Origin of the sequence: Pseudoalteromonas sp. NBT06-2, from assembly GCF_002276045.1 — a bacterium.
GTDB lineage: Bacteria > Pseudomonadota > Gammaproteobacteria > Enterobacterales > Alteromonadaceae > Pseudoalteromonas.
Genome location: NZ_NQMR01000060.1, coordinates 1 through 13,879 on the forward strand (window position 1 = coordinate 1; position 13,879 = coordinate 13,879).

General features: G+C 33.8%; 11 protein-coding genes and 1 tRNA gene. 7 read left to right on the forward strand and 5 right to left on the reverse strand.

The window, feature by feature from the left end:
- Positions 1 to 111: 111 nt before the first annotated feature.
- The 3 genes from CJF42_RS12910 (at position 112) to CJF42_RS12925 (ending at position 3,471) form a co-directional block, all read left to right on the forward strand.
- Entirely contained in the window at positions 112 to 723 is a 612-nt protein-coding gene (locus CJF42_RS12910) for a DsbA family protein (protein WP_095367080.1), read from the forward strand.
- 863 nt (positions 724 to 1,586) lie between these two features.
- Complete coding sequence (locus CJF42_RS12920; protein ID WP_170940603.1) at positions 1,587 to 2,657, forward strand: HDOD domain-containing protein; 1,071 nt, start codon at positions 1,587 to 1,589, stop codon at positions 2,655 to 2,657.
- A gap of 112 nt (positions 2,658 to 2,769) precedes the next feature.
- Positions 2,770 to 3,471 carry a hypothetical protein gene (locus tag CJF42_RS12925; protein WP_095367082.1) on the forward strand — a complete coding sequence of 234 codons (702 nt, stop codon included), beginning with the start codon at positions 2,770 to 2,772 and terminating at the stop codon, positions 3,469 to 3,471.
- Positions 3,472 to 3,693: 222 nt separating this feature from the next.
- On the opposite strand, the gene CJF42_RS12930 is transcribed toward CJF42_RS12925, so the two are convergent.
- Together CJF42_RS12930 and CJF42_RS12935 are read right to left on the reverse strand one after the other, a co-directional pair.
- On the reverse strand, positions 3,694 to 4,866 hold the full coding sequence (locus CJF42_RS12930; RefSeq protein WP_095367083.1) for a putative manganese transporter: 1,173 nt from the start codon (positions 4,864 to 4,866) through the stop codon (positions 3,694 to 3,696).
- A gap of 69 nt (positions 4,867 to 4,935) precedes the next feature.
- On the reverse strand, positions 4,936 to 6,561 hold the full coding sequence (locus tag CJF42_RS12935) for a M28 family metallopeptidase (RefSeq protein ID WP_095367084.1): 1,626 nt from the start codon (positions 6,559 to 6,561) through the stop codon (positions 4,936 to 4,938).
- Positions 6,562 to 6,764: 203 nt separating this feature from the next.
- On the opposite strand from CJF42_RS12935, the gene CJF42_RS12940 reads away from it, so the two are divergent.
- From CJF42_RS12940 to CJF42_RS12950, 3 genes are read left to right on the forward strand one after another with little or no spacing between them, the layout of a single operon-like run.
- A complete protein-coding gene (locus CJF42_RS12940) occupies positions 6,765 to 7,610 on the forward strand; it encodes a DUF3025 domain-containing protein (RefSeq protein WP_095367085.1) in 846 nt (281 codons plus the stop codon).
- Positions 7,607 to 8,395, forward strand: a complete 789-nt coding sequence (locus tag CJF42_RS12945) for an ABC transporter ATP-binding protein (RefSeq protein ID WP_095367086.1) — start codon at positions 7,607 to 7,609, stop codon at positions 8,393 to 8,395. The genes CJF42_RS12940 and CJF42_RS12945 overlap by 4 nt, the downstream gene beginning before the upstream one ends.
- Positions 8,388 to 9,590 carry an ABC transporter permease gene (locus CJF42_RS12950; RefSeq protein WP_095367087.1) on the forward strand — a complete coding sequence of 401 codons (1,203 nt, stop codon included), beginning with the start codon at positions 8,388 to 8,390 and terminating at the stop codon, positions 9,588 to 9,590. The genes CJF42_RS12945 and CJF42_RS12950 overlap by 8 nt, the downstream gene beginning before the upstream one ends.
- A 62-nt stretch (positions 9,591 to 9,652) precedes the next feature.
- Here the strand turns inward: CJF42_RS12950 and glsB are convergent, their stop codons facing one another.
- Both glsB and CJF42_RS12960 read right to left on the reverse strand, forming a co-directional pair.
- Entirely contained in the window at positions 9,653 to 10,555 is a 903-nt protein-coding gene (gene glsB, locus CJF42_RS12955; RefSeq protein WP_095367088.1) for a glutaminase B, read from the reverse strand.
- Between the two features lie 17 nt (positions 10,556 to 10,572).
- Positions 10,573 to 11,613, reverse strand: a complete 1,041-nt coding sequence (locus CJF42_RS12960) for an AraC family transcriptional regulator (protein ID WP_095367089.1) — start codon at positions 11,611 to 11,613, stop codon at positions 10,573 to 10,575.
- 461 nt (positions 11,614 to 12,074) lie between these two features.
- Here CJF42_RS12960 and CJF42_RS12965 point away from each other — a divergent pair.
- Positions 12,075 to 12,165: transfer RNA gene (locus CJF42_RS12965), tRNA-Ser, on the forward strand.
- A 249-nt stretch (positions 12,166 to 12,414) separates the two neighbouring features.
- Here CJF42_RS12965 and pyk read toward each other — a convergent pair.
- Positions 12,415 to 13,851 (reverse strand): pyruvate kinase, encoded by a 1,437-nt coding sequence (pyk, locus tag CJF42_RS12970; RefSeq protein WP_095367090.1) that lies wholly within the window; start codon positions 13,849 to 13,851, stop codon positions 12,415 to 12,417.
- Between the last annotated feature and the right edge of the window lie 28 nt (positions 13,852 to 13,879).

The following is a 13,879-nucleotide window of genomic DNA, read 5'->3' on the forward strand; positions in this document are numbered from 1 at the left end:
TCAGAAATGCGCGATCCCACCCTATATGGAGTTGAGTTATACCCAAATTTAAGTAGACATTTATAGGTAAATCTTTAGTCTAAAGGTTTTCCTTTTATACTTTTGGATGTTATGACAAAACCGACTTTATATTATGTATATGATCCTATGTGCAGTTGGTGCTGGGGCTATAAAAATGTCTGGGATAAACTCAGACAAGTATTAGCACCCTTTATTAATATTGATTATATGGTGGGTGGATTAGCGCCAGATTCAGATGTTACTATGTCCAAAAAAATGCAGGAGTTCTTACAATCTACCTGGAAAAAAATAGAAACTGAGATAGGAACTCAGTTTAATCATGAATTTTGGAATGTATGTACACCTAGGCGTTCAACATATCCTGCCTGTAGAGCTGTTATTATCGCAAGAGAATACCAATTAGAACAACAAATGCTTGATGCAATACAAAAAGCTTATTATCTTAACGCAAAAAATCCTTCAGATAACGCAGTTTTAATCTCTTTGGCTAAAGAGCTTGGCATAGATGAAAGAGAATTCACTAACAAACTTGTCAGTAAAACAGTTAATAATTTTCTGATTGATGAAATTGCGCTTATACAAAAAATGCCTGTTCAAGGGTTTCCTTCTCTTATTCTACTACATCACGGGCAATATCATCAAATACCAATAAATTATAACGATTGGACTAAAACTTTTGGAAATATAAAGTCATATCTTTAAGTTGATACAACGACAAACTAGTGGAACAATTTATTAAAAGATAGGAAACCATGCCTGTAATTCAAGCTCAACTAGTATTGAAAATAGGCTAATAGTTATAGACTATTTGTATTCGGGTGATCATGGAGGTGTTGTTACTACTTGTGAAGGAATCTCATTTTAAGAGAGTCGGGAAATTGGTTCTGTCGGCCATCAGGTGTCAGAGAAGGACGTGAGGTAGCCATGCTCAGTTATGATTTATCTTCTGTTGCAAAAGATACTAATGTTCGACGGATATTAGATTTAGTATTTATACCCAAGCCACTTCAAGATGTGAGGTTCAGGACTGCTGAGCAATTCATGATCTAGGCGCATCTTTGCATTAAAAGATGCTCCCTTAAAAAAAGATGGAACAACGAGCATGATTTGCTCAGAAGTCCCTGTAAGGTTGGTTTATAAATACTTTATGCAGCGTTATTGATTTTGAAAAGGGAATAACCATGTTCTTCAATCAATACCTTGCCTAAAGCATTTCTAATTCCAACTGAATCCTGCATCTTGAAGTGGTTTGGGTATACGACAATAAAGGGCTATATTCGCCTATCAAAAACCACATATGGAAAAGTCTGATATCACAATAAGGGCGGATTATTTAGACCTAACTCAAAATTAATTTCATCTTGTCCTAAATACCGTTAAATCTATTCCAGTTTTATAATTTATAGTAACTTTCAGTATATCAAATAAATTAATCTGATATACTGCGCATCTTCTGAATCAGCCGATTTGTACCTGTTTACATGTTATCAAAGCTTGATTTTAGGTCAAGGATGTTTACGTACAGAATAAGGAAATTATTATTTATTTGTTTTAGGAAATTCTCTGTGTTTAAAAGGCTAATAAAGACATTATTTACTTCACAAGCACTAAATACGCAAAAATCAGATTTAGACTATTTTGAACGTACGCGTAATAGCCCAACTTCTTTTTCTGATCTACCAACCGTAACGTTTCCAGATAATATATCAGCTACAAAATTACCTATAAAACCGATAAATAAACATGATGGTGATTTTCATCATTTTTTGTTCGGCAAATCTGAAAAACAAAATGAGATAGATGCATTCAGTATTTTTGTTTCGACTAAAATTGAGCACTTACTACTTTCTCCAAAATCTTTATTAGATCAATTACCAGTTCTTCCTTCAACAGTTACAACTTTAATGTCAGAGATTAAAAAAGATGACTTTGACCTTAATAAGATATTAAAACTGATAGAACAAGAACCCAGTATGGCTGCTGATGTTATTAAAATTGCCAATAGTGCATTTTATAAGCGTGGTGACAAGCAAGCCACAGATCTCAAAATTGCTTTTATGAATCTAGGGACAAAGGGATTATTTGAAAGTGTGCTTGTGAATTATACCAAGCGACTATCACCTATCAGTAATATATATTTTAAACAGTTTGGTGAAAAAATTTGGCAACACAGTCTAAAAACGGCAATTTATTCTAAAAAAATTTATACCGCTTCTAGTAATAATAATGAAGAATCAATAGCTTATTTAGTCGGCCTTATCAGGAATTTAGGTAAAATGGTTATTTTTCAAATTATGATTGAAGCTTTTAGTCATGTTGACCCAAGCGTGGCGCCAAATTCACAGGCGTTTAAAAACCTCATTTCGACCTTTGCTACTAGATTAACTTATACAATTGCAAAATATTGGCAACTGCCTGATGAAATACTTAATGCAATTGCCAAGCAAACTAAAATGAAAGCTGTTACTTGTGAAATTGCCCAAGCAGTATATGAAGCTAATATCATAAGTGAACTTGAGTTCATATTTGAAGCTGATATTATTGATGAGAATGAATATAAATTAAGATGTCGCCAAAGGTTAACTTCACCAGTATCATTTAAACTAGCACAACAAACGCTTGATAATATGAAATAATCAGAATTATAAACATCAATTATTAAATCATAACTGCTTTTCCTGTTAAATTTTGATGTTTTAAAATATCATACATTTTGAATGAATAAACCAGTTAAACTTAGGAATACCAATGGAATTACAAAAATTATATAGCAAGCGTAAAGGGGAGGAGTTATTTGCTCTGTATGATGACGGTGATTTTGACGCTGGTTTATTAGCCGCCAAACTTGTATTTAACGACGCATACAAAGCACCAATTCCTGAAGGAATGAAGAAAAAAGAAGCCAAAGATACACTAAAAAAGAACGCAGAAAATTGTGTTGTATCTGGCGCTGAAAATAATCATCTAGATTGCTTAATTGAAGCGGGTGATATGCATTTTTCAACCAGAGTGACTCCAGGACCTTTTGGCAGCACAGTAATTTTTTCAAATTATAAGCAAGCAAAAATTTGGTATTTATCTTTGTTAGAACGTGATGATATCGATGCCGAACTGAGATGTTTAGCCAATTTCAGAATTGGATTATTAACTAAGTTAATCGGTGGTAAAGAAAATACTGATTGGCAAGAAGTGATTAAATATTGGCAAACAGCTCAGGAAAGCGCGGTTAAAGGTTCTGAGCTTGCCATCGCAGCACTTGGTATGTATTACTTTGAAATTAAAAATTATGATGTTGCATTGCCTCTACTTGAATCAATATATTTAGAAGCACCATACACAGCCTTAATATTAGCATTATGTTATAAAAATGGCCTAGGTATTGAAGTTAATTTAGACAAATCTAAAGAATTAAACGATTTTTGGGCAGAAAATATCGGTAATGCTAAGTAGTCATCGGCCAACAGCTGGGTTTGAAGGAAGTCATAGTAAGCTCTTGTGGCAGGAGATGTCTTTAGAGCGTCTTTTTCAATTTTGTCTTTTGTGATAGTAATAGTGGTAGTATGAGATTTCTACGAAAAAAATAGGTACAATAAACAAGCGTGACTAAAGTCACGCCTATATTTTAATACTGTCATTGAATTACCTAAATGAAAATACGCAGCAGATTCCTTGTTATTCAAAAAAATAGTAAACAGAATAACCAACAATGAATGCGGGAATTGTTGAATATAAAGTGGCCATAAATGCAGCTTTTGGTGCTAAAGCAATTGCAGGGAAGAGCGCATCACCGTCATTAGATATTGCATTAGCCATAAGTGCAGAAAATGGGATCACTCCTTGAATATAGAGTGTTGTCACTACAATTTGAGGACCACAACCGGGTAGTAAACCTATTAATAAACCAATTAGTGGTGCCAGAACTGCATAATTCATAAACCAAGTTTTTAAATCTAACCCTAGAAACAGCATTGTCAGTTCATATAATACAAAAGCAGCAACGACCCATGCCGTTACAAAATGAGTATCTTGCATAACACGGTTTAAACGAGAGGGCTTATTTTGTAAGTCGTCTTCAGCAGTGAGCTCTTGATAAGTTTCACCTTTAGATGTAAACGCCCAAAATGAAACGACAATTAAAGCGCAGGCAGCGCCAAATAATATGTTGACTTCAGAGGCAATTAAAGAAATTTTATTAAAATCATATTGAAAGGCCAACAATAGAGCTATGATTAAGCTTGGAATAAAAACGATTCTCCAAAAAACTCGGCCTGCAAATTTAATAGATGTATCGTGTATATCATTTTGATTATATGATTGGGAATTATGTTTTGGAGCCAGGTAATCAACACTATGGATTTTATTAACAATATATCCAGATATAATACCTACGGTTAAGCCCGTGGATAAAACGATCATACCATCAAAAGGTCTAGTAGCAAGTAATAAAAATGCGGCATCACCCATTGTGGCGGTCAATACAGCAACTACAGAACCAAAGCTTGCTTGTCGCTTTGTAAATTGTGTTACAACGATAATTGCTCCACCACAACCAGGTAATGCTCCTAATAAAGCACTTATAGGCACTTCTAAACCAGGTGCATTTTTACGTACATAAGCAAGCTCTAATTGCGGGAATTTGTCAGCAAGGTAATAATATAAAAATAGAGTACCAGCAACAAAAACAGATACTTGCAAAAATGCATCTGATAATGATTGTAATACGATCTCTTGTGTGATTGGTGTAAATAATAATACTACTAAAGCCAATGGTAATAAGGCACGTTTGTTTAGCAATATTTTTGAAATGTTAGATTTTTTTGAATATAGAGTCGAATTAAAAAACATAAAGTACAACCTCGTTATAGGAAGATGTACTTTAAAGTTAATTTAAATGCAAATCAATGTCATTTGCATTTATTTGCGTTGAAATTCGGATTTAATATCCCATTTTGGCCAGTCTTTTTGTTCTGATAAGTTAAAACCTACATGGTAGAATAATTGTAAGTCTTGAACAGCGCCAGATAAATCCCAGCCTTTTCTATAATGATCACATGCCTGATGATAACAACCACGTAATATCAAACCCATGCGTTTTCTGTATGTTGCAGTCGCATCGTCAATCGCTTGCGTACCACCACCAGCATACATAGCTGGTACACCGATATTTGCGAAAGCAAAGTGATCAGAGCGATAATAGCCACCTGATGATGGTTTAGGATCACCACCTATAGTACGATTTTGTTTGTTTGCTGCAACTTGCAACATATCATCAAGCTCTGACTTACCAATACCAACAACACTGACATCTTTTACTTTACCTAAAAGGTTCAAGCTATCCATATTAATATTAGCGACTGTTTTTTTCGGCGCTATAATAGGGTTAGTTGCATAAAATTTAGAACCTAATAAACCTTGCTCTTCAGCAGTAACAGCTAGAAAAGTAATCGAACGTTTTGGGTTTTTAGGTAATGAAGCGAAAGCTTGTGCTACTTCAATTAAACCAGCTGTACCTGTCGCGTTATCATGAGCTCCATTATAAATATTATCTCCTTTTTTGGTAGGATCGGTTCCTAGGTGATCCCAGTGAGCTGAATAAATAACATGCTCATCCGCTTGTTCACTACCAGGTAGAGTAGCGATGAAATTGTTAGATATTGATTTTTTGATGGTATTTTTAACACTCACACTTGCAGTTAAATCACCCAAATCAGCATTATGAGACGATTTAGCTGCTAGTTGTTTTTGTTTATTAAAATCTAAACCTGCTTTATTGAAAATCTCAGTAGCAACATCTTTGGTGATCCAACCCTCTACGGCTACACGATCCATATTATTATTTTCTTTTTGGAAACTAAATTGTGGGCCAGACCACGAATTTTCTACCACTGACCAAGGGTAAGATGCTGGTGCTGTTTCATGAATTATAATTGCACCAGCAGCACCTTGTCTACTTGCTTCCTCATATTTATATGTCCAGCGACCATAATAAGTCATAGCGTCACCTGTAAATAAATCAGGATCTTTAGAAGCAAATCCAGGATCATTTACCAGTATAACAACGGTCTTATTTTTAACGTCTAAATCTTTGTAGTCATTCCAGCTGTATTCGGGTGCATTTACACCGTAACCAACAAATACTAATTCTGAATTTTCAATCGTTTCAAATTCACTGATACGAGATGAGCCCATCACCATATCTTTTTTATATTCATATGTTTTACCACCAATAGTCAGACCCATATCTGCTGATGCTTCTAACGACACTAATGGTACTTGTTGTAAAAAACTATCTCCATTACCTGGTTGATAACCCATTTCTTTAAAATGTTTAGTTAAATATTCTAAAGTAAGTTTTTCACCTTGAGTTGAAGGGCCACGGCCACCAAATTCATCAGATGCAAACGCTTTTATATGCGTAGCAAGTTCTTTGCTCTTGATCGTATTATATGCAGAATTAAAATCAGTTTTATTTAGTGTTGTTGTCGCACAACTGGCAAGTACCAAAGTACTCAGTAAACTTAAACTAAGACATTTTTTCATTATGAGCTCTTAATAAAGGTGAAGATTAAATCAATTTATTTAACAATATCAGAAGTTCACATGAATAGGACCTGATTTTGCGTTAAATCATCAAATATCAAAGATAAAATAAAGTAATTGGTCACAGAGTAAGAAGTTCACTTAAATCAGATTTGATTTTGCGTTAAAATAGTCAACAGTGAAGATTAAATATGAGTTAAGCGGTGAAGTTAAAATTTGAACCAAGTAAAAACTGGAGTGTTGATTTTAAGCAACATGGCCTTTTTAAAGATTTAATTGAGTTATTTAAACTTGATCAAAATAACCAATGGCCAGATTGCAATTGGCTAAATTCACAAAAAAATAATTTAATTTTATCAAGTGGGAAAAAACTAAACTTCGTACCCGATCATCATATCCAAAATGACACGAGATATTATGAACAGATTATTTATGAAACAGGCAATGTACCTACACGTATAGATAATTGGCATGATTTATTTGGTGGATTAATTTGGATTTTATTTCCAAAAACAAAAAATTTATTAAATAAAATGCACATTGAACAAATAAAAGAGCATGGTTTATTGAAACGTTCGGCATCACGTAATGCAATTACTTTACTTGATGAGTGTGGTATTTTATTTCCATATAACGTGGATAATTGTATTGGGGAGCAGATTAAGATCGCTCTTAAAAATCATTGTTGGGAAGATGCTTTTGTAGACAGCAGAGAACAATGGGATAATAATATATCTGCTTTTATGTTTGGTCATGCCAATTATGAAATGGCTACTAAACCCTATTTAGGGCTAACAGGAAAAGCATTATTTTTACCAGTTAACAGTGATTTTTACCACTTATCATTAAAAAATCAATATGAGTACCTAGATACTGTACTTTATCAACAAATTATAGATAATCAGTTATTAAAAAATAATAAAGCGTTATCACCTATGCCATTTTTAGGCATTCCAGATTGGTATGAAGATAATAAAAATACCGAATTTTATAAAAATATTAATTATTTTCGACCCAAACCTAAACCCAAACAAAGGAAAGTTATATGATTGAAGTAGCGGGACTTAAAAAAAGATTTAAGTTAACCAAAGATCATAAAATTGATAAACAACAAAGCATTGATCCCAGACAAGAGGCTGATTATTTTCATTCAGTTCGAGATGTCAGCTTTCACTGTGACAAAGGTGAAGTTTTAGGTCTTTTAGGTCCTAATGGCGCAGGCAAAACGACTACGCTTCGTATGCTTTCAACAGCATTATTACCTGACCAGGGGATGATACAAGTGAATGGTGTAGATGTCGTAAAAGATCCTTTATTAGCCCGCAAAAAAATTGGTTTTTTATCAGGCTCTACTGGCTTGTATGGACGTCTAACAGCAAAAGAAAATATTGAATACTTTGGTAAATTACATGGTATGAATAAGAAAGTACTTAAAATAAGAGCTGAAGAACTATATGAAATGCTTGATATGAACAGTTTTGTGCATAAAAGAGCAGAGCACTTATCTACAGGTATGAAACAAAAAACTAATATTGCCCGTGCAGTTATTCATAGCCCAGAAGTTGTTGTTTTAGATGAACCAACAACAGGCTTAGATATTATGGCAACACAAACAGTAATTAAATTCATTCAAGATTTAAAGTCACAAGGCACGCCAGTTATTTTTTCTACCCATCATTTAGATGAAATTGACCTTTTATGTGAACGAGTATCTGTGATAAATGAAGGTATAAGTTGTTTTAACGGCACATTAGCGCAATTTAGAGAAACAGGTAATAGTCAAATTCTCAATGAAGCATTTCTTAATATTTTACAGGAGAAATCAAATGTTTGAGGTTTTTAAAAAGGAAATTAAAGAATTATTAAGAGATAAGAAAACTTTATTATTTGTTGTTGCTTTACCCGTGTTAATTTTTCCAATTTTGTTTGCTTTAATGGGTTATTTAATGAGCCAAGCTACGATAGAAGCTGAACAAAAAATTCATGTTTACGCTATAACAGGAAGCGAATATGCGCCTGAGTTTTCTGAAAAAATTATGTTTCATAAAAACTTCCAACTAAGCGATACTAAATATAAAACTGTAGATGAAATGAAAGATGCAGTTAAATCAGGTGATTTAGATGTCGGAATCTTAATTCATAACAATGCTAGAACAACGTTATCTGAAGGCATACAGAGTGATTGGACAGTGGTATTTAATGACTCATCAGCATTAAATTTCATTTACAAACGTGTAAATGATGCACTTAACTCATTTAGTGAAATTTTGCAAGCAGAAAAATTTGAACAACTTGGTGTCACTAAAGAGCAAAGCATTGCTTTATTAAACCCCATTAAACTAGAAAAAATTGATACAGCTGATAAACGTGAGAATTTAGGGGAAAAGCTAGGTGCAATCATTCCATATTTACTTATTCCATTAGTTTTGGCTGGCGCAAGTTATCCGGCAATTGATTTAGGTGCAGGTGAAAAGGAAAGAGGTACATTAGAAACATTACTTCTAACCCCTGTGACTCGAACTGAGTTAGTATTAGGTAAGTTTTTCACAGTATTAGTCTCCTCCTTGGCCACGGCATGTATCACTGTCGTCAGTATGGGCTTTTGGGCCAGTGTAGCTGGACGTTTTTTTGATGCACAAATCATAACCGAAGTGATGGGAGCAATAGGTGTCGTTGATTTAAGCTTAATCTTATTAATGCTTGTGCCACTTGCTGGAATATTTTCATCATTAGTTTTAGCAATATCTATTTATGCGCGTACATTTAAAGAAGCGCAAAACTATATGGGCCCTTTATCTATGGTTGCATTTATGCCACTGCTTGTTGCCATGATGCCTAATATGGAATTGACTATGAATACAGCTATGATCCCAATAACAAATGTGGCATTAGCAATAAAAGAGTTAATTAAAGGCACAGTTGATTATTCTATGGTGGGTATGATATTCGCAGCAACACTGGTGTTAGCAGGTGTGTTAATGTCATTTTGTGTACATTGGTTCAAAAAAGAATCTGTATTATTTAGATAAAACGTACTCATAGTTATATACATTTTAAAGGGACGGTGACGTCCCTTAACTATTGGTAAACTCTAAAAAATAGAACGGCCTAACTTATTGGTTAATCGTTCTAAAGCTTCAATTCCAGCCAATGAGTTTCCTGAAGTATTTAGCTCTGGAGACCAAACACAAATACTCATTTCACCGGGTATGACAGCAACAATACCTCCACCTACACCTGATTTACCTGGCATGCCAACACGATATGCAAAATCACCAGCTTCATCATATAAACCACAAGTTGCTAATAAAGCATTTATTTTTTTGCTCATTTTTTGAGATACAAGCGATTTGTGTAAACCAACGGGTGTACCTCTATTAGCAAGAAAACTGAATGTTTTAGCTAAATCAATACAGTTCATTTTGATAGAACAAGCTTGAAAATAGTCTTTTAAAACGGAATCGACATTGTTATGAAAGTTACCATGATCTTTCATTAAATATGCGATGGCACTGTTACGAGCGGAATGCTTAAACTCAGATCTTGCAACATTTTTATCAAATGCAATTTTAGGGTTTTCAGATAATTCTCTGACTAATTTCATTAATGAAAACTTGGGCGTAATTAATTTATCTGCAAGTAAGTCACTTATAACAAGTGCACCGGCGTTTATAAATGGATTTCTAGGGATACCCTGTTCGAGCTCTAGTTGAACTAAAGAGTTAAATGCTTGGCCTGAGGGTTCTTTACCTACTCTTTGCCATACCTCTTCTTCTTTATATATCGTTAATGCCAATGTTAAACTTAATGCTTTGGAAATACTTTGAATGGAAAATTGTGTTGAAGCATCACCTGAATGATAAACCTCACCATCTAAAGTGCATACTGCAATACCTAACTGCTTATTTTTAACTTTTGCTAGGGCTGGAATATAATTAGCGACTTTTCCGTGGCCAATTAGATGTTCTACTTCTGAAAGTATGCTTTGTAGCATTTTATTGGAAATTCTATTCAATTAGTTTTAATCCTAGTTCTATAATCGCCAGGTGTCACCCCAGTTAATTTTTGAAACCATCTATAAAATGATCTTGATTCGCAAAAACCTAAATTGTTACTGATATCAACTAAAGGTAAGTTTTCTTTGTTTAATAGTTTGCGAGCAGTGTCGAGTCTAACTTCATCTAAAATAAATTTAAAAGTTATATTCTGTGCTTTAAGCTTTCTTTGTAAAGTCTTAGTACTTACATTTAAAAAATCAGCAATATCTTGCTGGTGAAATTTACCACTAATTAAATTAATATCAATAAGGTGTTTAACTTTTTGAGAAAAATCATCTTGTGAAAGTTTATCAATAAGCTCTTTCGCATGATTTTCTAGAGTAGATAATAAAAGTTTATTACCTTTATTGAGAGGTAAAGCTAATAAGTTTAGATCAAATATAATAGCATCTTTATCTTGATTAAATAGTACTTGGCATTTGAAAATATCATGATAATAAGCTTGGTATTCAAGACTAGGAACTGAGCGCATTAATAAAACTTTTTTAGGTAAGCTAATATCTTTAAATTTTGGTTCAACTAAAAATTGAGCGAAAGTAAACCATGAAGCCAAACAGTTATCGACCACGTGTTGTTTTACAATTGGATTTGGAAAAATACAATGCCAACTAATATAGAAATTTGAATCTATATGTTCTAATTGAGTCGTTCCCATGTCTCCCACTAGTTTTTCAAATGGTTGAATCTTTGTTATTGCTTCTCCTAGTGTTTCGCAATTCATTGTTATAAACCCTAATACGCTATATGAACCAGGCTGAACAAATTTTGCTGTCTGTAAACCAAATAAGGGATCATTCGATTCATTGATAAGAGCAGCAATTATGTCCTGAAATACATCACCATTAATATGCAGGCTCGCATCAGATAATTCTGCTTGATTGATCCCAAGGTTTTTTAAAATAGGTTCTACATCTATGTTTAACTCATCTGCTAATTGTAGATACTGAGTAACTGCAGGAATAGAAGCTTGCCCTAAATTTTTATTATGCACCATAGAGCACCCTAATTTTTTATATGTCTTGTTTGAGACATTTTACGAATATAGCCATTATTACTATCATTATAAAAAATGCAATGTATAAACTAAACTCCTATAAAGAGTTTCTCTATTAGCAAAATACGATCAAATAGACTCTGTATTTTTATACCAATTAAAGATGTTTCTGTTGTATAAATTATGTTTTTATTAGTACGCACCTAAAAACTATATTGTTAGTGTGAATATGCAACAGTCATCATCTGAATTAAAGATTCGTAGTCAGTCTATTTATAGCGGGACTACAAATTTTAACTGCTAAGCCTCAGTAATTTTAGTTTCTATCTTTAACCACATTACACTTATATGTCGTAAACTTTAATATACTAAAACAGTTTTTTTTTACTTATTTTAAAAATAATAATATGTATTATTTTTGCATATCTATTTTTTTTTGCTAAGATGCCCAAGTTAATGACGGAGAGATGGCAGAGTGGTCGAATGCACCGGTCTTGAAAACCGGCATGGGTTTATAGCCCATCTAGGGTTCAAATCCCTATCTCTCCGCCACCTCATTCCCTAAAGCCACCTTGTGTGGCTTTCTTTCTTTTTAAAACTATAAACTTAATAATTTTTCTTTTATAGAATATTCATTTATATTTGATCACTAACTTAAAATAATTGGAATGTGTTTGATAAATTATAGGAAAGAAATAGATGAAGCAAACAATCGAGGGATTGATAAAATAAAGAATTAAAAATAAAAACCAGATCAAAGATCTGGCTTTTAAAAACGAGGTATACTGAATTTTATTAAGATTAAGCTACAGTTAAAATCTTCATTGTATTGCTTGCACCAACGGTTTCCATTGCATCACCATGAGTTAAGATAACTTTATCGCCTGACACTAAAATACCTTTTTCAACTAACGTATTTAATGCCTCTTTTGTTAAAGCACTTGCTTCAAACTGAGTAGAATCAAACTCAACTGGATAAACACCACGATAAAGTGCTGTTTGACCTAAAGTCATTGAATGACGAGATAATGAATAAATCGGTAGTGACGATGTGATACGTGACATCAACTTAGCAGTACTACCAGATTCAGTTAAAGCAACTATCGCTTTGATGCTATCTAAATGGTTAGCTGCATACATAGCTGCTAATGCAACAGTCTCAGATGCATTTTCAAACATACATTCAAGCCTGTGCTTAGATACATGAATTTCGGGTTGTGATTCTGCACCTAAACAAACACGGGCCATTGTTGCTACTGTTTCTTCAGGGTAATCTCCAGCGGCAGTTTCTGCAGAAAGCATTACAGCATCAGTACCGTCAAGTACTGCATTTGCAACATCCATAACTTCTGCACGTGTTGGCATCGGGTTATCGATCATTGACTCCATCATTTGAGTTGCGGTAATAACAACACGGTTTAGTGTACGAGCGCGTTGAATGATAATTTTTTGCTTACCTACTAATTCTGCATCACCGATTTCGACACCTAAATCACCACGTGCAACCATTACTGCATCTGAAGCAAGAACGATATCATCAATCGCTTCTACTGACTCAACAGCTTCTGCACGTTCTATTTTAGCAACTAGCTGAGCTTTACTGCCAGCCTGATCAGCTAAACTACGTACATGACGCATATCATCGCCACTGCGAGGAAAAGATACTGCAATGTAATCTACTTTAATTTCTGCAGCAGTAATTAAATCGGCTTCATCTTTTTCAGTAAATGCTGGCGCAGTTAAACCACCACCTAAACGATTGATACCTTTATTGTTCGATAATATGCCACCAACAGTAACAGTCGTGTAAACTTTATTGTCTTCAATTGAATCGACAACAAGTTGAATTAAACCATCATTTAATAGTAATAAATCTGATGGTGATACATCATTTGGTAATTCTTTATAATCAATACCAACACCACTGATATCACCTTCATCTAAACCTAAGTCAGCATCTAGAATAAACTTAGCACCAACTTTTAAAGTTACTTTAGAATCTTTAAATGTAGAAACACGAATCTTGGGGCCTTGTAAATCTGCTAAAATAGCAACATGACAGCCTAATTTTTTTGCGATTAAACGCGTTTGTTCTGCACGGTCTTTATGATCTTGAGCTACGCCATGGGAGAAATTTAAACGAACGACATTTGCACCAGCTTTTATAATTTTTTCTAAATTATTATCTTTATCTGTAGCGGGTCCAAGTGTTGCAACGATTTTTGTGCGTCTAGGCATCTTATGCTCCTGAATGTATATATTATAA